Consider the following 20,827-nt stretch of genomic DNA (forward strand, 5'->3'; position numbering starts at 1 on the left):
CGGTGATCCCTGGCAGAACGATGACGATAAAATATAATAATATTTGCATAGTGAAAATTTCAAGAGATTCGGGCAGAGATTAAGGACAATACAGGGCAAATACCGATCCAATAGGTTTTTTTCGCCCCTCGTTATCCGCCAAAAAAATTACATTTTTTCTGGAGGGGGATGCGATCGCAGGGCCTGGCCCGGATCCGGTACTTCGCTCATTTTGACATCCGACATCGCGCGATGACTCAAAACGGCGTTAGCAGCACCCGAACACCGGGCTTCGCGTATCTTCGCGCCTTGGCGAGAGGCTCTCTCGGGGTGTTGAAAACGCACGCGAAGGACGCGAAAAGAGGCGACGGGAAGCCTATGGGTTGATCTCCTGATGGCTGTCTCAACCATTTTAGCGAAGTACCGTGATCGGAGAGAGGGCCACAACCCGGCCCTGATGCCGAAGAGTTATACGTCAGGGCCAGAACACATAGAACCGGGAGGGCCCGGAGGTGGAGACCGAGATCGTCCTGATGTTCCTCGTCATCGCAACAGCCGTCGCCCTCTTCGTCACCGAACGGCTCAGGGTCGACCTGGTCGCCCTCATCGTCCTCCTCATGCTCTTCTGGTTCGGGCTGGTGACCCCGCAGGAGGCGATCGCGGGGTTCGCCAGCAACGCCGTGATCGCCGTCATCTCGGTGATGATCCTGGGCGGCGGGATCGAACGCACCGGGGTCACGAGCCACCTGAGCCGGTTCATCGTCGGCATTGCCGGAAAAAACGAAAAGCGGCTTCTTGTCATATTCTCCGCCGTCGTCGGCGGCCTCTCCGCCTTCATCCAGAACATCGGCTCCGTCGCCCTCTTCCACCCCTCACTGATGAGGATCGCAAAAACGACAGACATCCCGCCCTCCCGCCTCGTCATGCCGATGGGGTTTGCGGCGATCACCGGCGGCACCCTCACCATGATCGGTTCAGGGGCCCTGATCATCTTAAACGACCTCCTGGTCTCCAGCGGCGAAGAGGCGTTCGGGTTCTTCGCGGTGACGCCGGTGGGTCTTCTCCTCCTCTGTACGGCAATCCTGTATTTCCTCCTGCTGGGCCCATACGTCCTCCCCGTCGGTCACCCTGAGGCTCACAGGCCCGGGAGCCAGGAGGATCTCGTGGACACCTGGAACCTCCCCACCGGGATGCACCACTACTACATCCCGGCCGCCAGCCCCCTTGACGGCAAGGAGAGAGAGGATGTGCGCCTGAAGGCCGATTACTCCCTCCACCTCCTCGCCATCACCGAAAAAAAGACGTCTCCTATGCGCCGTGGCGGCACGCCACCCTGCATGCCGGGCAATACCTCACCCTCCTGGGCAGAGAGGAGGACGCAGAACGGTTCGCATCCGACTACTCGCTCCAGCGCAGCCTCTACCAGGAGCGCCTGTCCGCGGAGGTCGGGGGCGTGTATGCCGGTTTTGCAGAGATCGTGGTCAGACCGCACGCCCCGTTCACCGGCAGAACCCTGCGGGAGATCGCATTCAGAAAGACCTACGGCGTCGAGCCCATCATGTTCTCCTCAGGAGGTTCCGAGATGCGCATGGGGTTCGTCGACACCCCACTCTCGGCCGGCGACGTCATCGTGGTCTTCGGGCCGTGGAACAACATCCACGCCCTGGCCACCGACCCGAACTTCGTCCTCTCGACCCGGGTCGAGGAGCCCGCGGTGCGAAGGGAGAAGGCGCCCGTCGCCCTCCTCTGCTTTGCCGGGGGGATCGCCCTCACCCTGACCGGGATCCCGATCTCCATGGGCCTCCTCACCGGGGCGCTCGTCATGATCCTGGCCCGCGTGCTCAGCATCGACGAAGCCTACCGCTCGATCGACTGGAAGACGATCTTCCTGCTCGCAGGCCTCATCCCGCTCGGGACGGCGATGATCAACACCGGGACGGCGGCCCTGATCGCCGGCACCGTGCTCCCGCTCATCGGGGACGCCCACCCCATTCTGCTCTTCATCGGGATCGGCGCACTCACGACCCTGTTCACCCTGATCATGTCCAACCTCGGGGCGGTGGTCATCCTGGTCCCGATCGCTCTTCTCATCGGCGCCGAAACCGGGATCGACCCCCGCGGTCTCGCCCTGCTCGTCGGGCTCTGCGCCTCCAACTCATTTCTCCTGCCGACGCACCAGGTGAACGCCTTTTTGATGTCATCGGGCGGCTACCACACGCGCGATTATCTCAAGGCGGGCAGCATCCTGACCGTCCTGTTTCTCATCATCGTCTCGGGATGGATTTATATGGTCTTTGTATGATCCTCTCGTCCAAGAGAAGAGGGGAGTGGATGAGAGAATGGTAATCCAGCAGTTTTTCATACCGGGCATCGCGCACAGCTCGTACCTGATCGGCGCCTCGGGGACCTGCGCCATCATCGATCCCGCACGGGACGTCGACCGCTACCTCGAGGCCGCAAAAGACCTCGGGCTTATGATCACGCATATCCTTGAGACGCACCTCCACGCCGATTTCGTCTCCGGCCACATGGACCTGGCAGAGAAGACCGGCGCCCGGATCTATGCGCCGGGGTCGGGTTCCTGCGAGTTCGAGCACGAGCCGGTGGGCGACGGCACGCAGTTCTCGGTCGGCGGGATCAGGTTCGATGTCCTGGATACGCCCGGGCACACCCCGGACGGCGTCACCTACGTGGCCACCGACCTCTCCCGGGGCGAAGAGCCCTTCGCCGTCTTCCCCGGCGACACGCTCTTTGTCGGCGACGTGGGGAGGCCCGACCTGTTTCCCGGACAGGCCCGGGACCTTGCGGCGCACCTCCATGAAAGCCTGCACACGAAGGTCCTCACGCTGCCCGACCACTGCATGCTCTTTCCCGCGCATGGCGCCGGGTCGCTCTGCGGCCGGGCGATGGGCTCGATGCGCTCCTCCACCATCGGCTACGAGCGGCGGTTCAACGAGGCGCTGCGGATCGCCGATAGGGAGGAGTTCATCCGCTCGCTCACCGAGGGGATGCCGCCGGCGCCGGACCATTTCGCCCGGTGCAGCGAGATCAACCGCCGCGGCCCGGCTCTGGTCCGCACCCTCCCGGCGACGAGACCGATGAAACCAGCCGAGTTTCGGGAGCGGGCTGCACGGGAGGACACGATCGTCCTTTCGGTCAATGACTATGCCAGCTTCGGGGGGCAGCACGTCCCGGGGAGTTACCACATCGACCTCGGCGGGAACTTCTCCACCTTTGCCGGCTGGGTGCTCCCGCCGGAGAGCGAGATCCTGCTCGTCGCCGACAGCCCGGCACAGGCGGAGGCGGCGGTGGTGATGCTCCGCCGCGTCGGGCTCGACCTGACCGTCGGCTATCTCGAGGGCGGGACGCACGCATGGGCGATGGCGGGCTATCCCACCGGCCATGTCCCCCAGGTCTCGCCGGCCGAGGTGCACGGGATGGTCGCCGAGGGCGGGGCGGTGCTGGTGGACGTGCGCACCACCGAGGAGTACGAGGAGGACCATGTGGCCGGTGCGGTCAATATCATGGTGACGGACCTGAGGGAACGCGCCGCCGGGCTCGATCCGGCGCGGCCGGTCGTCGTGATGTGCAGCACCGGGCACCGGTCGAGCCTGGGGTGCAGCATCCTCAAGCAGAAGGGATTTGCCAGCGTCTACAATGCCGCAGGCGGGATCACCGCCTACCGTGCGGCAGGATATACCTGAGGAGGCGGGGATGGACTGGACACCGTATATCGCCGGCGCCGGGATCGGCGTGCTCTCCTGGCTCGCGTTCCTCCTCTCAGACCGTCCCCTCGGGTGCTCGACGGCCTATGCCAGGACGAGCGGGATGATCGAGCGGGCCGTCCGCGGGAAGGTGGTGCTGGACCGGGCCTATTACAAACAGTTTGCCCCGCGGATCGACTGGGAGTGGATGCTCGTGCTCGGGGTGGTGATCGGCGCCGGTGCGACGGCCCTCCTGACGGGAGCGTTCGCCCTCGTCTGGGTCCCGCCGACATTCGAAGCGGCGTTCGGGCCGTCCGTTCCCCTCAGGCTCGCCGTCGCCCTCGCCGGCGGCGTGCTGATGGGGATCGGGTCGCGGTGGGCCGGCGGGTGTACGAGCGGGCACGGGATCTCGGGCACCCTCCAGCTGGCACTCTCGAGCTGGGTGGCGGTCTTCGTCTTCTTCGCAAGCGGGATCCTCTTTGCCTTCCTGCTCTACGGGGTGAGGCCATGAACGAGGCCCTGCAGCGCCTGCGCGGGAATGCGCCGGCGCAGCTCGTCCTCGGGCTGGCGATCGGGGTCGGCTTCGGCGCCTGCCTCCAGATCGCCGGGGTGACGCGTTACGACGTGATCCTCGGGCAGCTCCTGCTCACCGATTTCACGGTGGTGAAGGTGATGCTCACCGCCGTGGCCGTCGGGACGGTCGGGGTCTACCTGATGCGGGGGGCCGGGCTTGCCGATCTCCATATCAAACCGGGCTCGGTCGGGGCGACGGTGGTCGGCGGGGTGATCTTCGGCGCCGGGTTCGCGGTGCTGGGCTACTGCCCGGGAACAGTGGCCGGCGCCGTGGGGTCGGGCGCCCTCGACGCCCTGGTCGGCGGGGTGACCGGGATCCTCATCGGGGCCGGGATCTTCGCGGCGCTCTACCCGCGGCTGGAGGCGTCGGTGCTCAGGGTGGGGGCGCTGCCGACGGCGACGATCCCGGATCTCCTGCGGGTCAGCCCGTGGGCGGTGGTGGTGCCGCTGGTGCTGGCGATCGCTGTTGTTCTGTACGGGATTGAACTGGCCGGGCTCTGAGCGGGGCCCCGGATTCGACTTTTTTCGACCGGCGGAGATAAAGGGGTAGACCTAAAACAGGCATTGACGCGGTATTATTCACAGTTTCTCAAAACAACGATAAAACCAGGTGGGCCCGGAGGGATTCGAACCCACGGCCACCCGGTTATGAGCCGGGCGCTCCACCACTAAGCTACGGGCCCTGAAGGATGCATATAATCATTGCACCTCTTCATAAATACGTTTGGTGGACCCGGTCTCCATTCAGGCTCCGGCATGCCGCCAGGGGACGATCGCCGATCCCGGCAGCATCATGCAGACAACCGACCGCCCTCCCGGGATCGGCCGGCCTTCCGACCGACCGGGCGGGCGAACAGGGCGAAGAGGATGGCCGGAACAACGAGGAACCCCAGCACGACGGCGGCCGCGCCGAGGGGGAGGGCGACCGCACTGACGGCCATGCCGATAACGTATCGGCGGATATGGCCCAGGACGACAGAGGCGATGAGGCCGGAGATGATCGTCAGCATGCCGAAGGCTCATCCCCCGGATATTTATAGCCACGCCCCCTCCGGCGCCGCGGGGAAGAGGTGTTATCCGGATAGCGGACAGATTTCTTACTCACAAATCCGGGGAACACTATGGAACAACCCGATGCATCAGACCGTCCGGCCCCTCACGGCACAAGGACGGATCAGCCGACCATTGAGAAGATCTTCGAATGGCTCCTCTGGAACTCCAGGTACATCGTCCTCCTGGGCGTGGTCTTCGGCGCCCTCAGCGCCATCGTCCTCTTCCTCGCCGGTTCGATGGAGATATTCGAGATCCTCGTTGAATACACGAAATTTTCCAGCAGCCACCTGACGCACGAGGAGATCCTGATCGGCGTCATCGGCGCCATCGACTTCTACCTGATCGCCCTGGTGCTCCTGATCTTCAGTTTCGGAATCTACGAACTCTTCATCTCAGAGATCGATGTCGCACGCGTGGACGGGGAGTTCGGGGGCATCCTGGAGGTCTCCAGCCTCGACGACCTGAAGAACAAGATCATCAAGGTGATCATCATGGTGCTCATCGTCAGCTTCTTCCAGCGGATCCTCTCGATGGAGTTTACGACCTCGATCGACATGCTGGCGATGGCCGTCTCAATCGGCGTGATCTGCGTCGGCGTCTTCTTTATCGGGAAAAACCACTGATCACCCCTTTTTTTATCCCGGCCCGGAGAAGGGATCGGGTTCATCCCCGATGCCGACGATAGAGGTGTCGATGAGCGCCGCGAACAGACCGGCAGCGGGGAGGCACGGGGTCCACCCGGCATCGCGCGCCGGCGTCCTGGACAACCCCCTTCGCAGACTTCTCCAATCGCCGAAACGGATTGTCGGACGCTATATCAGCCCCGGCGATACCGTGCTCGATATCGGGTGCGGGCCCGGGTTCTTCGCCAGGCCGATGGCCGTCATGGTGGGGGAGGAGGGGTGCGTGATCGCCGCCGATCTCCAGGAAGAGATGCTCGCCATGCTCGCCGAACGGGCCGGGCGGGAAGGGCTCCTCGACCGGATACGCCTCCACCGGACAGGGCCCGGATCCCCCGGTCTTGCCGGTCTGGGGCCGGTCGATTTCGCGCTCGCCTTCTACGTCGTCCACGAGGTGCCTGACGGGGAGCGACTCCTGCGTGAGGTGACAGCGGCCCTGCGTCCCGGCGGATTGATGCTGCTCGTCGAACCGAAGGATGAGGTGACGGCGGCGGAGTTTGAGCGCACGGTCAGGGCCGCGGAGGCGGCCGGGCTGACGGGCGCCGGCACGCCCCGAATCCTGCTCAGCAGGACGGCGCTCCTGAATAAACCGGTTGAACCGGGCCTTTAGAGCCCCTGCTTCTTGAGCACCTTCTCGATTGCCCAGCGCCCGCGCCCGAACTCCAGCCCCAGCAGGCGCACCGCCTCCTTCTTCGTCGTCCCTGCAGCGGTCAGGCGGCGGTAGCCGGCGACGAGCGCTTCGGTGTCCTCCACGCTCCAGCGCTTCCCCCGGTTCTGCAGCGGCTCGATCCGGGGCCGCCTGAGACCGGGGAGCAGCCCGCCAGGGACGGTCTCCCCCATCTCGATAATTCTGCGGTCGAAGATCGCGGGGGAGACCTCGAACCCGACGAAGCGGCGGTTGAGGCCGACCGCAGTCTTCGCCGTCGAGAACCCGCCCAGGAAGAGGTCGCAGACCAGGTCGCCCTCGCCGCTGCTGTACTGGATCATCTTGACGAGGAGGTCGGGCGGGAGCTCGTTCTTGTTCTTCACCTGGCCGGGCTTGTAATCGCGGTGGATCGTCCAGACGTCCTCCCGGTCCCCGTAGTTCAGGGACCCGCCGCCCGCGTCCTTCTCGGTCAGCCCATAGCGAGACTCGAGGTTGAACGTCCTCGTTCCGCCGGGCTTCTCGTAGTAGAGAATGTGGTAGTGGGACGAGACGTATTTTCTCCTCGTGTACACCCCGAAACTGTATCTCCAGACGATGTGGTTGACCTCCTCCAGGGAGGTCTCCCTGAGGGCGTGGAGGATATGGTAGAGGTTCGTGTAGCCCGAGACGATGTAGACAGAGCCGCCAGGCCTGAGGATACGCTCGGCCTGGGCGATCCACCGGAGGCAGAACTCGCCGTATTCGGCGGCCGGGACCTCGACGTATCCGTCCACGACATAACCCTCGTCCCGGTTGTAGTGGCGGTGGAGGAGGTCGCCGTCGATCCCGTACGGGGGATCGGTGACGATCAGGTCCACCGAGTTGTCGGGGATATGCGCCGCTGCGCCGGCGATGCAGTCGCCGTTGTAGAAGGTGTTGCCGTGGATGGTGACGCACCTCATCGCCTGACCCCTGTCATCTCCAGAGGGTCGGACGCCGCCGGAAAAAAAGGTTGCTGAAACGAGGGAGGAGGCATCAGGAAAGCAGGGTCTCGTCGAGGACGAGTGAAGACCTTTTTCTAACCAGGATGACTATCTGCGTGTGCATCCGTGTCCCTGCCCCTAAAAATGTTCTTTGAGGTCATTCATCCATGAGGGTTTAATGAGCCCTTCATGCTGCAAACGGCCGACGACAATTCCTGGATGAATACCGATCATTGCCGAGAATTCTTTCACAGCGCGTTTGGACCGCAATTTCGGCAAATATTCATTATATCTGGAGGGAATGAGAATTTCGCTCGCAAAATCATTTGCCTCATCTTCCTCTTCGGAATGCCCACTATTCGGATCGAGAGAATCGTCCAGAAACACTGCGTGCCTGCCATGCTTCAGAATGTGGGCCGCCTCATGAAAGAAACTAAACCAGAATTTATCGTTCGTCTTCCCGTAGAACGACAACTGTATGAGAGGACGCCCGTTCAACCAGCGTGCCGCTCCGCTGACATGCGCTCGCGGGATTGCCGGAATAAATATCAACGACACCCCTGCGCCTTTGCAAAACCGCTGCATCTCATCTTTGAATACATCGGGATCTTTTGTCGTCAGGCTCCGAATGTTTTCAAGTAATTTCGCAAATCTGGAAGCATTATAGGGAGACATTTCGGTGTTCTCTGTTTTTACTTCGCCCAGGCGCAACCATGCCGACACAGACCCGATATCGTGTTCTTTCTTTGCAGAGCGAAATGCTACCGCCATATTCTGATATTGTGCCCTCCAGTCATCGGGAGAGGCAACGCCATAAAAGTGGAGCACGTTATCCACCACGTCTGGCTTATTTTTCGAAGTTAATCGGACCTTCTCAATAGCCTCCGCATCCATCAATTCTTTGACGGGCAATTCATTGAGCCAGCCGACCCACTCTTCAAGGTTCTGCGAGTCTTGCAAACGGTGAAGGCGTTCCCGGTATTGGATCTCCCGGTTCAGCCAGAATCCTGCGGTGCTTCCAACGACGCGCTCAAGTTTCAACGCGGTTTCCTGAGTAATCGGTGCTTTTCCGTTAATGAGGAGACTGATTTGCTTTGTGGAACTACCCATTCTCTTTGCAAACTCTTTTTGCGTCCAGCCACGCTCCTCCAGGAGATCTGCAATGGTGTCCCCGGGAGGCGAGATCCAATCTGGAGAAAATTTTTTTCTCCCCTCAGTCATGATAATCACGCACCTCAATAATACAGACTTTTGTCACGCCGGACCAATCGATACCCCCATCATCGCGACGCGGAGTCGGATCGTTTGCAGGGACGAGAATCAACCGTTTTCCATCAGGCAACTCTATCGCCAACTGCCCCTGACGCTCTCCCTTCAACGGATGGGGCCTCCCGGCACTCAGATAGTGTAACGAATTTTCTGTAAAAATAATTTGGCCCTGAATCCAACCTAGATTTGGACAAAGGAGAAACAGGGCCATGGATCCCTTAGCGTTAATCGAAGATTATCTTTCCGATAATGAGAATGGCATGAAGACCCTCATCACCTGGTTCCTCAACCAGGTGATGCTGCTCGAAGCCCTCCACCAGGCGGGAGCCGAGCAGTATGAACGAACCGATGCGCGGAAGGCTCACCGAAACGGCTACAAGAAGCGCTCTCTAAAAACCCGATATGGAGAAACGATCCTCCAGAAACCACAATTCCGAGAGTTCCCCTTCGAAACACAGGTATTTGGACGCTATTCCCGGGTTGAGAAGGCTCTTGAGAATGCTATCTTTGAATCCTACCTTCAGGGAGTCTCAACCCGCCGGATCCAGGAGATTGTTGCTCATTTTGGCATCGAACAACTCTCTCCTGCTTCAGTATCCAGGATAGCAAAGGACCTCGATGAACAGGTCCATGCATTCCTTCAGAGGCCGATTGAACAGGAGATTCCCTATCTCTTTGTGGATGCTTCGTACTACAAAGTCAGAGAGGGACCACGCTACATCACCAAAGCTCTTCTGGTGATCGCCGGTGTTCGAATGGATGGCTACCGGGAAATCCTGGGAGCTAGAATCACTGATTGTGAAAATGAGATGTTCTGGTCGGGATTGTTCGAAGACCTCAAAGAACGAGGATTGGTGGGTGTCAAGATGGTTGTCTCAGATGGTCATGCCGGGATCCAGAAGGCGGCGGAAGCCACCTTCCTCGGCGCATCGTGGCAGATGTGCTCGGTCCATTGCACCCGGGCGGTTTTAAAGAATATTCCACGGAAACATCAGAAAGAAGTTGCTGAGTCCTTGAAGGAGGCATATGGGGACGAGGAGAGACTGCAGGAGCTTGCAGACGATCTGAACGAACGAGGATATCGGAAAGCGGCCAATACGATCGAGAGATTCATCCCGGGACTTATGAGTTACACGGCGTTCCCGAAAGAGCACGCAAAGCGGATCCGAACGACGAACATGATGGAAAGAGTCAACAAGGAACTGAAACGGAGAACCAAAGTTGTAGGGGCCTTTCCCAATGAAGAGTCACTCCTCAGGCTGGCAGGATCCATCCTGATGGACATCAATGAGGAGTGGGTGACCGGCAGAAGATATTTGACGATGGAGGGGGAATGATCAAACAAGGAGACAGGGCTCAGACGAATTACAGAAGATCTGAAACACTACCGACAGGTACCCCCCGTAGATTCTATAGCCGATGCGGCTCCCCGGCATCAGAGGGGCGACGGCAGAACCCATGATCCATGATCAGAATCACAGAGCCGGGATGACTACCTCAATGGATCATAAAAAAGGCAGCGAACCCTTCCCTACTTCGTCCCACCCACCTTACGGTGGCCTCATCCTTTTCGGGAAGGACGTACTCGCTACACACATACATACCATCAATCAGTGTATACATTTTTCTTCTACTCCCCCTCTTCACCCGCCGGGAGAGCGGGCAGTGCTGAAAGAGGGGGCGGCGAAGATCACCTGAACGGACCTGCATTCATCGTGCACACGGCCCGGAAGCACGATATAAAGGGGACGAGAGATTTTTTTGAAGGGAGATAGAAAATCTTCGGAGCAGAACGGTCGAACAAAAATGAAAGAACGCCGCCAACAGGACTCGAACCTGTGGCATGCTGGTTAACAGCCAGCCACTCTACCAACTGAGTTATGGCGGCAACGCAACGTTGTGCCTTAATACCTATCTTGTCGCTCCTATTAAATGTTATGGGAGATGGGCCTCCGCATCCCTTCGAGAAGTGCGATCATGGCGTCGAGATCGTCGTCGAGATGGTCGAGGAAGGCGAGGGCGCGCTCGGTCGCCACCGCCCCCGCGGGCGAGGCCCTGATATACCCCATCCCTTCGAGCACCCGCAGGGAGTAGCGGACGCGGTGGTACGGCAGCCCCAGCACCTCGGCGAGTTTCATGATCCCGATCGGCTGGTGGGCGGCCACCACCCGCAGCACCTCCAGGTGGCGGGCGACCAGTTCAATCTCGGTCTTCAGTTTCTCAAGCATGGTCCTCTTTCTTCTCCGGAGGGGTGGCGTGGACGTCCAGCCATGCCTTCGTCCGGTAATAGTCCTTCCGGAAATACCAGATCAGGGGGATATCGGCGAGGATGAGCACCCCTGCAATGACAGGGCCGTACGGCTGCGGTGCCTTGAAGTAAAGACCTATGGCAAGGGCGACGAAGATGATGATGATGTTCAAGATGATTGCCAGTCTGCCGAACTTCCACTTGAAGACCTGTTTATCTGCGTCCTCCATCACTCGTAGTTGCATTTGTGTGATTAAGTACTTGTGGTATCCCCGCAATAGGTATACAGAATGGCGGGCCCGGTCCGCCGGGAGCGGGTTATGAAAAGACTGGACGATGCGATATCTGCCGCCGGATGCGCCGCCTACGTGGCCTATGCCTCATCAAAGGACGCGGACTTCAGGTACCTCACGCAGTTCCAGGTCTCCGACCCCCTCCTGTACGTGAAGCGCCTCGGGCAAGAGCCCGGACTCGTCGTCCCGCAGATGGAGTACGCCCGCGCGGCGGCCGAAGCGGCGGCAGTGCCGGTGACCAGGGCAGAGTCAGGCTACCTTGCATACCTGGACGAGGACAAAGAGCCCTGGAAGGCGCTGGCGCACACCGCCGCCGCCCTCGCAGGCGGGCCGGTGCTCGTCCCGGGCACCCTCCCGTACCGCCTCGGCCGCCTCCTCGAAGGTTACGGCGAGGTCGTCGTCGATACCAATGGGGCAGTCGGAGCGATGCGGGCCGTCAAGACCTCGCACGAACTCGCCGCCATCAGGGCGGCGCAACGGGCGACGGCGGCGGCGATGGACCTCGGGATCGCCATGATCCGCCGCTCCTCCGCAAAAGGCGGAGTCCTCGTCCTCGACGGCGAGGCCCTCACCTCAGAACGGGTGAAGGCGACGATGCACACCTCGCTGATGGGGCAGGGCTATATCGCCCGCGAGACGATCGTCGCCTGCGGGGAGGAGTCGGCGATGCCCCACCGGCAGGGCGCCGGCCCTCTCAGGCCCGACGAACCGATCGTCATCGACCTCTTCCCGCAGCACGAAGAGACCGGCTACTACGCCGACATGTCCAGGACCGTCGTGAAGGGCGAACCCTCCCCCGAGATTGCGGATATGCACCGCTCGGTCCTGGAGGCGCAGACCCTCGGCAAATCCCTCATCCGCGCCGGCGTCCCGGGCGCCGACCTCCATGCCGCCGTCGTCAAACACTTCGACGACCAGGGCTACGAGAGCGGGGCGCAGGGGTTCGTCCACAGCCTCGGCCACGGCGTCGGGCTCGAGATTCACGAAGCCCCATCCCTCTCCCCCTCGGGCGGCCCCCTGGCCGCCGGCAACGTCGTCACCGTCGAGCCCGGCCTCTACTACGCCGGGATCGGCGGGGTGCGGATCGAGGACATGGGCGCTGTCACCGCCGGGGGATTTGACTGTTACACCGATTACACCAGAGACCTGATCCTATGAAAGACGAAGAACTAGAGCAGTACCTCGAAGCAGGGCGCATTGCCGCAAGAACCCTGCACGCCGGGGCGGCAATGGTGAAGCCCGGCAGATCGGTGCTCGAGGTCGTAGACGGGATCGAAGCGATGATCCTGGAGGCCGGGGCCGAGATCGCCTTCCCCTTAAACCTCTCCTTCAACGAAGACGCCGCCCACGACACCGCCTCGGCCGGCGACGAGCGGACCTTTTCGGCCGGCGACCTGATCAAACTCGACCTCGGCGTCGCCATCGACGGCCGGATCGCCGACACCGCCCTCTCGGTGGACCTCAGCGGGCACGACGCCCTCGTCGCCGCCTCGGCCGCCGCCCTCGACCGTGCCATCGCCCTCGTGCGCCCGGGCGTCACCGCCAGCGAACTCGGGGCCGCCATCCAGGCCGAGATCGAGGGCCGGGGCTTTCTCCCGGTCGCAAACCTCACCGGCCACGGCCTCGCCCCGTACCAGATCCACACCGCCCCCACGATCCCGAACGTCGGGATCGCCGGCGGCGCCGTCCTCGAAGAGGGGATGGCGATCGCCATCGAGCCCTTCGCCACCACCGGCAGCGGGCGGGTGAGCGACCGGATGCGGACCGAGATCTACCAGCAGATCGCCATAAAGCCGGTGCGCCTCCCCTCGGCAAAGCGCATCCTCGGGGAGATCAGGGAACGGCGCGGCATGCCCTTCTCCCGCCGCTGGCTCCCGCAGGAGAAGGTCGAGATCGCCCTCTCAACCCTGTTGAAGAGCGGCGTCCTCTACGGCTACCCGGTCCTCCACGACGTGGCCGGCTCCTTCGTCTCCCAGGCCGAGCACACCCTCATCGTCACCGCCGACGGCTGCATCGTGACGACGCACCATGGATAGTATTATCGGAGCAGACCGACAATAGAAGATGTTACATCCATGTCGAGTGCAGAGAGCAGAGACGACGTCATCCGGCTGATGGAGGTCATCCTGACGGCCGAGGTGTTCAACCGCACCCCCCGTCTGGACCTGGACGACCTTACCCCCCGGCACCGGAGCCTCTTCCTCGCAGGGCCCGAGGCGTCCGAGGTAAAACGGCCGGTCCTCGTTACCGACGGGTTTCTGAAGCGGGTGGGCGTGCAGTCCGACGAGGCCGTAAAAAACCTCTTGAAAAACCCGTTCGTTGAGTTCGACACCTTAAATCTCCAGTACCACGTCACCGACCTTCAGGCAGCGGCCGAGTGGTTCGTCGGCCACGGCGGACGGGATCTGGTGGAGAAAAACCCGGCCCTCGCCCATTTCATCGGGGGCTACGACTCGCTCGGGATCGACTATGCGAACGTGCGGGCGAGAAACCCCAGGTTCGCCGATTCGAGAACCGCCCTCGACCAGCGGGTCGCGCAGATCCTGGCGCGTGACGAGGCGCTCAAGGAGGCGATGGACCTCGTGATCATCTCGGCCCCGGCCGAGATCGAGCAGCAGATGGACGGCCTCGTCTGCACCGAGGACCAGACCGGGATGATCGCACGGATCAGGACGGCGATCGAGAACCGCGACTTCCTCAGGGAGCACAACATCTCCGAGGTCGGAAAACTCCTCTTCGTCGGCCCGCCCGGCACGGGCAAGACCTCGCTGGCCCTTGCCCTCGCCAATAACCTCGGCATGCCCCTCCTCGAGGTCCGCCTCTCGATGGTCACCTCGCAGTACCTCGGCGAGACCTCCAAGAACATCGACCGGATCTTCGACCTGGCAAAGCACCTCTCCCCGTGCGTCCTCTTCATCGACGAGTTCGACTTCGTGGCAAAAAGCCGGGTCTCAGACGACCACGGGGCGATGAAACGCGCCGTGAACATGCTCCTCAAGAACATCGACAAGATCAGCCTGATCAAAAACGGCGTCCTCCTGATCGGGGCGACAAACCACCCCCAGCTCCTGGACGAAGCGGCATGGCGGCGCTTCGACGAGGTCGTCGAGTTCGTCCTCCCGGACGAGGCGATGCGCGAGACGATCCTGAGAAAGTTCGTCCTCTCCCTCGAGTGCACGGGCGACCTTGCAGAGGCGGCAGCCCGTTCAGAGGGCTTTTCAGGCGCCGACCTCCGCATGGCCGTCAAGGAAGCGGTGATCTCGGCCTTAATGGACGGCCGAAGGGTCGTCTCCCAGACCGACATCGACCGGGCCCTCGCCTCGGTCGCGAACAGGAGCCTGATCCGCACCTGCTCGTGGGGATAAGATGAAGGTCACCCTCCTCGGCACCGGGGACGCCATCGGGACGCCGAAGATCGGGTGCACCTGCCCGGTCTGCACCGAGGCCCGCCTCGCCGGACGCCAGCGCCTCAGGTCGGCGACCCTGGTCGAGATCGGGGACAAAAATGTCCTGGTCGATTCGGGCCCTGACCTGCGGGCCCAGCTCATCGCCGCCGGTGCGCCGCAGATCGACGCCGTCATCTGGACGCACGGCCATTACGACCACTTCATGGGGTTCGGGGAGTTTTACCGGGTGCAGCGGATCCCCCCGGTCTATGCAGCCGAACCGACCCTCGACTATGCCAGCTCGATCTTCTCTTTTCTCCGCTTCGAGTCAAACGCCGTCAGCCCGTACTGCCCCTTCGACCTCTTCGGCGCCTCGGTCACCCTGGTCCCGGTGAACCACCCGCACATGCCGACCTTCGGCGTCAGGATCGAGCACGAAGGCGCCGTCCTCGCCCTCACCTCGGACACCAACGCCTCCGTCGCGGAGCGGAGCAAAAAGGTGCTCTCCGGCGCCGACCTCCTGGTGCTCGACGCCATCGCCCCGCGGGGCTACACGATCTCGAAGCACATGAACTACGCCGACGCCGTCGCCCTCGCCGCCGAACTGCACCCCCGGGAGTTCCGCTGCACCCATACAAGCCACCTCATGCCCTGGGACACGCCCCACCTCGCCATGGACATGGAGACCTTCGACCTCTGAGTCATCCCCTGAACACGGCGATCACGGCGCCGGAGACGAGGAGCGCCCCCCCGAGGGCGAGAACGGCCGCCTCGAGCTGGAAGAGGAGAAACACCGAGAAGAGGATCCCGAGCACCGGGACGAGCGGGACGCCCAGGGCCGCACCCGGCACCAGAAACGGCCTGGGCGTATCGGGCTCCCTGAACCGCAGCACGATCACCACGGCGTTGATCGTCAGGAAGGTGAGGAAGAGGGCGACGTTGGTGGCGTTTGCGACATAGGCGATGTTTCCTGCAAAGAGGAAACCGGCGGAGATCGCACCGGCCGCCGCCACCGCAACCCACGGCGTCCCGAACCGGCCGTGGACGCGCCCGAGCGCCGCCGGGAGCGATCCGGCCGCCGCCATCCCGTACGCGAGGCGCGAGGCGGCGACCAGGAGGAGAAGAGCGGTGTTCGCCGTCGCAAAGAGGGCGACCAGGGTGATCACGGCGAAGGCCTGCTCCCCGAGGACCGCCCCGGCGATCTCGGCGAAGGGGGCGCTCGATGCGGCAAGCCGCTCCCACCCGAGCACCGAGACGGCGCTCACCGTGACGAGCATGTACAGGGCGACGGCGATCGCAAGGGCGAGGAGCACGGCTTTCGGGATCGTCCGTTCCGGGTCTTTTGTCTCTTCGGCGAGTTTCACCATCTCCTCAAAGCCCATGAAGGCGAAGAAGACGAGGGCGGCGCCTTTGAACACCCCCGAAACCCCGTTCGGCATCACGAAATAGTCGACCGAGCCGAGGTGGGGCAGGCCGATCAGGATCACAAAGACGATCCCCCCGGCCTCGACCAGGGTCATGGCGATCGCAAACAGGGCGGTCTCCCGGATACCCAGGACGGCGAGGGCACAGAGCCCGGCGATGAGGATCAGGGCGGCCGGGACGATCGGCAGGGGGGTGGCCCCGGCGACGTAGCCGCCAAAACCCAGCGCCACCGTCGCCGTGGAAAGCACGCCGCTCGCAAGGATCAGCCACCCGACCACAAAGGCGGCCTTCCGGCCGAACGCCTCGGAGACATAGGCATACTCCGCGGCCGCACGCGGGAACATCGAGGAGAGTTCGGCGTACGAGAGGGCGGTGCAGGCCGCCATGACGGCGGCGATCCCGAAAGAGAGCCAGACGGCGTTTCCGGCCAGGCCGGTCGCCTCGCCGAGCAGGGCGTAGATCCCGGCACCGAGGATGATGCCGATACCCGAGACCGTCACCCCGGCAAGCCCGAGCTCCCGCCTGAGCCCTCCCTCCGCTGTCATGAGAAGAGAAACGCCGCCCGGATATATAGGGATTGACCCGCCCGACGCCGGGGCGTCCCGGAGTCAAACGGGCCACCACGGCCGGGGATTTCCCGACCGATCCCGGTACCCATATCTATATACTCTTCTGCCCACCACCTATCTCTACATGGATATCAAGATCCTTGAGCGCGAAGGGGACAAAGTGCGGATGGTCCTGAAGGGTCAGGGACACACCTTCATGAACGCCCTCACCGAGGAGATCCTCAGTGATCCCGCGGTCGATGTGGCAAAATACGTCATAAAATTCCAGTTTTCCGATCCCGAACTTCTCGTCACGACAAAAGGCGAAAAAGATCCGTTCCTGGTGATCAGGGAGGCCTGCGCCCGCATCACCGCCCAGTGCGACGACCTCATCGAGCAGGTCAGGGCCGCAAAGACCGCATAAAAGGGCCTCTCCTGGCCCTGAAACTCTTTTCCCGTCGCCGCTTTAAGAAGCCCAGGGCTCTCCCGAAAATTCGTCCGATACCTGCCTATTTTCCGACAATCCCATCGATCTCTTCGTCCTGCCCCACCCGATCGTCTCCGGGAAGGGCAACAGTGGATCATAACAGGGCTACATCCTCCCCACCCACGATCCGGCAGGGAAAAAGCAGCACATGAGCCATAAGGGCCACACCCATCTCCCCTCAATCGCAACCGGCGGGGGGGCCGGGGGGCGGCAGGCCCCCCGCCACGGCTCACCAATCAACCACACCCCCACCGGATCCATCCGGGGACGTATATTCCCGTATCCAGGAAAAAAAGAAGACGCAAGTTCCGGGAAGAAAACCCCGGCTCTAAGCCCGCTCGGTGAAGATGATAGAGCCCGATATCCGGGCGATCTTCACCTTTACCACCTGTCCGGGACGGGCATTGGTGACGTACATGATATATTTCCCCATCTTCACCACACCGTCGCCGCGCTTGGAGATCGACTCGATCTTGACGTCCAGGATCGCTCCCTCTTCAAGCTTCGGGGCCCCGTCGTCTGCCTTGGCGCGGCGCTTTCTCACCGGTCTGTGCCCGCCGCATGCTTCGCAGCGGAGGATCAGCACCCGGTCGTCCTTCACGAGGCGGGTGTCCGGCCGTCCGCACTCAGAGCAGATCACATAGTCCTCGACGTATTTCTTGACCGACGAGGTGATCACCGCCGGCTCGAACTTGCCGTTGAAGACGGCGCGGTTTCCCTCGACTTTTCCGGCCGTCCCCAGTTCGCCGAGGAGGAACTTCATCAGGTGGTCGGGTTCGCGCCTGATGTACTCCGCAATCTCGGTGAAGTTTTCGAGGACCGTCGTCTTGCCCTCCTGATAGATCTTCCCCTCAGGGATATGGAAACGCTCGGCGGAGTCGCTGATCTCGGTGATATTGGAATATGCTTTTTTCAGCAACTCTTCGTAAGGATCTGCCATGATATATACTATGGTGGGGATCGGATAAAAGGAATATGTGCCCCTCCGGGGAGTGAGATGAATATAAAGGCGCGCGAAACCCATCTGTGTGTACATGCTGTCTGCCGAGGACCTCGCCTTCATCACCGGAACACTGGGCCGCGACCTCACCGACGTGGAGGCCGCCTGCTTTGAGAACCTCTGGAGCGAACACTGCTCGTACCGCTCCACCCGCTCGCTCCTGAAGACCCTCCCGACCGAGGGAGAAAACGTCATCCTCGGCCCTGGCGACGACGCCGCCATCGTGCGGTATTCCGACTCGCTCGCCCTCGCCATCGGGATGGAGAGCCACAACCACCCCTCGTACGTGGACCCGTACGACGGGGCGGCCACCGGGGTCGGCGGGATCGTCCGCGACGTCATATCGATGGGCTCCCGCCCGATCGCCCTGATGGACCCCCTGTACTTCGGCTCGCTCGCCGCCGAGAAGACCCGCTACCTCCTCGAACACGTGGTGGCCGGGATCGGCGACTACGGCAACTGCATCGGCGTACCCGTGGTGCGCGGCGAGACCGTCTTCGACCCCTCGTACCAGGGCAACCCCCTGGTGAACGTCGTCTGCGTGGGCGTCGTCGATCCGGAGCGCTTTCTGACGGCGCGGGTGAAGACGCCGGGCACCAGGCTCGTCCTCTTCGGATCCTCCACCGGCAGGGACGGGCTCGGCGGGGCGTCGTTCGCCTCGCGGGACCTTTCCGAGGAATCCGAGGCCGAAGACCGCCCGAGCGTCCAGGTCGGCGACCCCTTCACCGAAAAACTCCTGATCGAAGCGATGATGGAGATGGCAGAGACCGGAAAAGTGCTTTCCTGCCGCGACCTCGGGGCCGCCGGGCTTGCCGGGGCCTCCTCGGAGATGGCGAGCACCTTCGGGGCCAGGATCGTCGCCGACCGCGTCCACCTCAGGGAGACCGGGATGAACGCCGTCGAGATCATGCTCGCCGAGTCGCAGGAGCGCATGCTCATCGAGGTGGCAGCAGAAGACGTCGCCCTGATGGGTGCGATCGCCGCGAAGTACGACCTCGGCTGGAGCGAGATCGGTGAGGTGATCGCCGAGCCGCGCTATATCGTGGAGTTTGCAGGGGAGACCGTCTGCGACCTTCCCATCGACCTCCTGGTCGGCGGGACGCCGCGGTGCGCCCTTCCACAGGCGCCGCGAACCGTCGACACCACCTACACCCGCCCGTCCGGCGACACAAAGGCGCTCGCCCTGGCCGTCCTCTCCCACCCCGACATCGCCTCGAAGATCTGGATCACCGAACAGTACGATCACGACGTCCAGGTGCGCACCGTATCCCTCTCGCACGACGCCGCCGTGCTGCGCCTCGAAGACGCCGCCCTGGTCCTCTCCTGCGGCTGCAACCCGCGCCACATCGCCCTCGCCCCGTATGCGAACGCCGCAAACGCCGTCTACGAGAACGCCGCCAACCTCGCCTGCGTCGGCGCCGAACCCCTCTGCATCGTCAACTGCCTGAACTTCGCCAGCCCCCTCCACCCCGAGGTCTTCCACGATATGGAGCAGGCCGTCCTGGGCCTCGGCGACATGGCGCGCATCCTGGCCACCCCGGTCGTCGGCGGGAACGTCTCCCTGTACAACGAATCCGACGAGTACGGGACCGAGATCAAGCCGACGCCCTCGATCGGTATGGCAGGAAAAGGCCCGGTGCGCTGCTGGACGAAAGCGGCGGCCGGCGACATCCTGGCCCTCGTCGGCGAGACCGGCGAGCACCTCGGCGGGTCGGTCCTGGACGCCGTGACCGGGTGCGGCGGTGCGGCCCCGGCGATCGCCGACCCCTCCCTGCTCCCCCTTATCCGCGAGCGGGTGGCGGCCGACCGCTTCTCCGGCGTCACCGACCTCTCGAAGGGCGGGCTGCTCGTCGCCCTTGCAAAACTCTCTCCCGACGCAGAGGTGCGGCTTTCCGGCGACCCGGTCACCGCCCTCTTCTCCGAGACCTATGGCCGCTTCCTGGTCGCCGTCAAAAACGAGGCCGACCTTGCCGGCCTCCCCCACACCGTGATCGGCACGGCCGGCGGGGAGGGGCTCAGGATCGCCGTCGGGGATGAGACGGTCGTCCTCTCCCCCGAGGAGATCGAGTTCTCCCTCTCCTCGATCACGCGCCTGATGCGCTACTGATCAGGCGGGCGAGGGCGTCGGCGCCCTCACCGCTTTTTACCTCTTTATCGCTCGCATGGAAGGTGCCGACGACCTTCATGCCCCGCTCCTCCATCCGCGCCTTCAGCACCCCCACGGTATCGCCCGGCGCACCCCCGCTCGTCGCAAAGGCGACCGCCCGTTTCCCCGCGCAGTTCTGGAGGGCGGCGACGATCGCATTTGCCGCCGGCGTCGGCCTGAACGCCCAGACCGGGGTGCCGACGGCGATCAGGTCATACCCCCCGACATCGATCGCCGCGGGCTCGATCCTGGCCGCCTCCCCCCGGCGCGCCCTGGGCGCCCCTTTGAGGTACATCATCACCTTCGAGTAGTCCTCCTCGTCCTTCACCTCGACGATATCGGCCCCGGAAAGTCCGGCGGCCGCTTCGGCCAGCGCACGCGTGTTTCCCGTGGCCGAGTAATAGACAATGCAGGCTCGCATACAGGAG

Annotated in this window: 21 protein-coding genes, 2 tRNA genes and 1 pseudogene; 14 read left to right on the forward strand and 10 right to left on the reverse strand. The window is 62.8% G+C overall.

The annotated features are described in order from the left end of the window. Positions 1 to 596: 596 nt before the first annotated feature. The 5 genes and pseudogenes from HWN36_RS11975 to HWN36_RS05625 all read left to right on the forward strand — a co-directional run. Positions 597 to 1,145 (forward strand): annotated as a pseudogene (locus HWN36_RS11975) (SLC13 family permease); the annotation flags it as partial. A gap of 287 nt (positions 1,146 to 1,432) precedes the next feature. Continuing rightward, positions 1,433 to 2,281: an SLC13 family permease gene (locus HWN36_RS11985; protein WP_343044932.1), complete on the forward strand. Its 849-nt coding sequence runs from the start codon at positions 1,433 to 1,435 to the stop codon at positions 2,279 to 2,281. Positions 2,282 to 2,318: 37 nt separating this feature from the next. After that, the gene (locus tag HWN36_RS05615; protein WP_176788460.1) at positions 2,319 to 3,683 is read left to right on the forward strand and encodes an MBL fold metallo-hydrolase; all 1,365 of its coding nucleotides are present in this window, start codon (positions 2,319 to 2,321) and stop codon (positions 3,681 to 3,683) included. 10 nt (positions 3,684 to 3,693) lie between these two features. Continuing rightward, on the forward strand, positions 3,694 to 4,194 hold the full coding sequence (locus HWN36_RS05620) for a YeeE/YedE thiosulfate transporter family protein (RefSeq protein ID WP_176788461.1): 501 nt from the start codon (positions 3,694 to 3,696) through the stop codon (positions 4,192 to 4,194). Further along, a complete protein-coding gene (locus tag HWN36_RS05625) occupies positions 4,191 to 4,757 on the forward strand; it encodes a YeeE/YedE thiosulfate transporter family protein (RefSeq protein ID WP_176788462.1) in 567 nt (188 codons plus the stop codon). Before HWN36_RS05620 ends, HWN36_RS05625 begins: the two co-directional genes overlap by 4 nt. A gap of 110 nt (positions 4,758 to 4,867) precedes the next feature. Here HWN36_RS05625 and HWN36_RS05630 read toward each other — a convergent pair. Together HWN36_RS05630 and HWN36_RS05635 are read right to left on the reverse strand one after the other, a co-directional pair. Beyond that, positions 4,868 to 4,939, reverse strand: a tRNA-Ile gene (locus tag HWN36_RS05630). 108 nt (positions 4,940 to 5,047) lie between these two features. Then, on the reverse strand, positions 5,048 to 5,266 hold the full coding sequence (locus tag HWN36_RS05635; RefSeq protein ID WP_176788463.1) for a hypothetical protein: 219 nt from the start codon (positions 5,264 to 5,266) through the stop codon (positions 5,048 to 5,050). Positions 5,267 to 5,377: 111 nt separating this feature from the next. Between HWN36_RS05635 and HWN36_RS05640 the strand changes: the two genes are divergently transcribed. Then, positions 5,378 to 5,932, forward strand: a complete 555-nt coding sequence (locus tag HWN36_RS05640) for a YqhA family protein (protein WP_176788464.1) — start codon at positions 5,378 to 5,380, stop codon at positions 5,930 to 5,932. Positions 5,933 to 5,981: 49 nt separating this feature from the next. Next, positions 5,982 to 6,599, forward strand: coding sequence for a class I SAM-dependent methyltransferase (locus tag HWN36_RS05645; protein WP_176788465.1), 618 nt, complete (start codon positions 5,982 to 5,984; stop codon positions 6,597 to 6,599). Here HWN36_RS05645 and HWN36_RS05650 read toward each other — a convergent pair. After that, on the reverse strand, positions 6,596 to 7,576 hold the full coding sequence (locus HWN36_RS05650) for a DNA-methyltransferase (protein ID WP_176788466.1): 981 nt from the start codon (positions 7,574 to 7,576) through the stop codon (positions 6,596 to 6,598). The genes HWN36_RS05645 and HWN36_RS05650 overlap by 4 nt on opposite strands. A gap of 159 nt (positions 7,577 to 7,735) precedes the next feature. Beyond that, a complete protein-coding gene (locus HWN36_RS05655) occupies positions 7,736 to 8,818 on the reverse strand; it encodes a HigA family addiction module antitoxin (RefSeq protein ID WP_176788467.1) in 1,083 nt (360 codons plus the stop codon). Positions 8,819 to 9,075: 257 nt separating this feature from the next. Here HWN36_RS05655 and HWN36_RS05660 point away from each other — a divergent pair, with 257 nt between their 5' ends. Then, complete coding sequence (locus tag HWN36_RS05660; RefSeq protein WP_176787296.1) at positions 9,076 to 10,203, forward strand: IS256 family transposase; 1,128 nt, start codon at positions 9,076 to 9,078, stop codon at positions 10,201 to 10,203. A gap of 478 nt (positions 10,204 to 10,681) precedes the next feature. Here the strand turns inward: HWN36_RS05660 and HWN36_RS05665 are convergent. The 3 genes from HWN36_RS05665 to HWN36_RS05675 all read right to left on the reverse strand — a co-directional run bounded on the left by HWN36_RS05665 (position 10,682) and on the right by HWN36_RS05675 (position 11,344). Continuing rightward, positions 10,682 to 10,754: transfer RNA gene (locus tag HWN36_RS05665), tRNA-Asn, on the reverse strand. A 40-nt stretch (positions 10,755 to 10,794) separates the two neighbouring features. After that, the gene (locus HWN36_RS05670; RefSeq protein WP_176788468.1) at positions 10,795 to 11,094 is read right to left on the reverse strand and encodes a hypothetical protein; all 300 of its coding nucleotides are present in this window, start codon (positions 11,092 to 11,094) and stop codon (positions 10,795 to 10,797) included. After that, a complete protein-coding gene (locus tag HWN36_RS05675; RefSeq protein WP_176788469.1) occupies positions 11,087 to 11,344 on the reverse strand; it encodes a hypothetical protein in 258 nt (85 codons plus the stop codon). The genes HWN36_RS05670 and HWN36_RS05675 overlap by 8 nt, the downstream gene beginning before the upstream one ends. Positions 11,345 to 11,434: 90 nt before the next feature. Between HWN36_RS05675 and HWN36_RS05680 the strand changes: the two genes are divergently transcribed. From HWN36_RS05680 to HWN36_RS05695, 4 genes are read left to right on the forward strand one after another with little or no spacing between them, the layout of a single operon-like run. Next, positions 11,435 to 12,565 carry a M24 family metallopeptidase gene (locus HWN36_RS05680; RefSeq protein ID WP_176788470.1) on the forward strand — a complete coding sequence of 377 codons (1,131 nt, stop codon included), beginning with the start codon at positions 11,435 to 11,437 and terminating at the stop codon, positions 12,563 to 12,565. Continuing rightward, positions 12,562 to 13,443 (forward strand): type II methionyl aminopeptidase, encoded by an 882-nt coding sequence (gene map / locus HWN36_RS05685; protein WP_176788471.1) that lies wholly within the window; start codon positions 12,562 to 12,564, stop codon positions 13,441 to 13,443. The genes HWN36_RS05680 and map overlap by 4 nt, the downstream gene beginning before the upstream one ends. A gap of 39 nt (positions 13,444 to 13,482) precedes the next feature. Beyond that, positions 13,483 to 14,772, forward strand: a complete 1,290-nt coding sequence (locus HWN36_RS05690) for an ATP-binding protein (protein WP_176788472.1) — start codon at positions 13,483 to 13,485, stop codon at positions 14,770 to 14,772. A gap of 1 nt (position 14,773) precedes the next feature. Beyond that, positions 14,774 to 15,493, forward strand: a complete 720-nt coding sequence (locus HWN36_RS05695) for an MBL fold metallo-hydrolase (RefSeq protein WP_176788473.1) — start codon at positions 14,774 to 14,776, stop codon at positions 15,491 to 15,493. Position 15,494: 1 nt separating this feature from the next. Here HWN36_RS05695 and HWN36_RS05700 read toward each other — a convergent pair whose 3' ends face one another. Next, positions 15,495 to 16,763, reverse strand: a complete 1,269-nt coding sequence (locus HWN36_RS05700) for an APC family permease (RefSeq protein WP_176788474.1) — start codon at positions 16,761 to 16,763, stop codon at positions 15,495 to 15,497. Between the two features lie 148 nt (positions 16,764 to 16,911). Here HWN36_RS05700 and HWN36_RS05705 point away from each other — a divergent pair, with 148 nt between their 5' ends. Then, positions 16,912 to 17,190 carry a DNA-directed RNA polymerase subunit L gene (locus tag HWN36_RS05705; RefSeq protein WP_176788475.1) on the forward strand — a complete coding sequence of 93 codons (279 nt, stop codon included), beginning with the start codon at positions 16,912 to 16,914 and terminating at the stop codon, positions 17,188 to 17,190. Between the two features lie 391 nt (positions 17,191 to 17,581). Here the strand turns inward: HWN36_RS05705 and HWN36_RS05710 are convergent, their stop codons facing one another. Further along, positions 17,582 to 18,193 carry a translation initiation factor IF-2 subunit beta gene (locus HWN36_RS05710; RefSeq protein ID WP_176788476.1) on the reverse strand — a complete coding sequence of 204 codons (612 nt, stop codon included), beginning with the start codon at positions 18,191 to 18,193 and terminating at the stop codon, positions 17,582 to 17,584. A gap of 94 nt (positions 18,194 to 18,287) precedes the next feature. Here HWN36_RS05710 and purL point away from each other — a divergent pair, with 94 nt between their 5' ends. Beyond that, complete coding sequence (gene purL / locus HWN36_RS05715; protein ID WP_176789583.1) at positions 18,288 to 20,360, forward strand: phosphoribosylformylglycinamidine synthase subunit PurL; 2,073 nt, start codon at positions 18,288 to 18,290, stop codon at positions 20,358 to 20,360. Here purL and HWN36_RS05720 read toward each other — a convergent pair. Continuing rightward, positions 20,338 to 20,820 (reverse strand): flavodoxin family protein, encoded by a 483-nt coding sequence (locus HWN36_RS05720; RefSeq protein WP_176788477.1) that lies wholly within the window; start codon positions 20,818 to 20,820, stop codon positions 20,338 to 20,340. The genes purL and HWN36_RS05720 overlap by 23 nt on opposite strands. Between the last annotated feature and the right edge of the window lie 7 nt (positions 20,821 to 20,827).

The organism is Methanofollis tationis (assembly GCF_013377755.1).
In the GTDB taxonomy this organism is placed as follows: Archaea; Halobacteriota; Methanomicrobia; order Methanomicrobiales; family Methanofollaceae; genus Methanofollis; species Methanofollis tationis.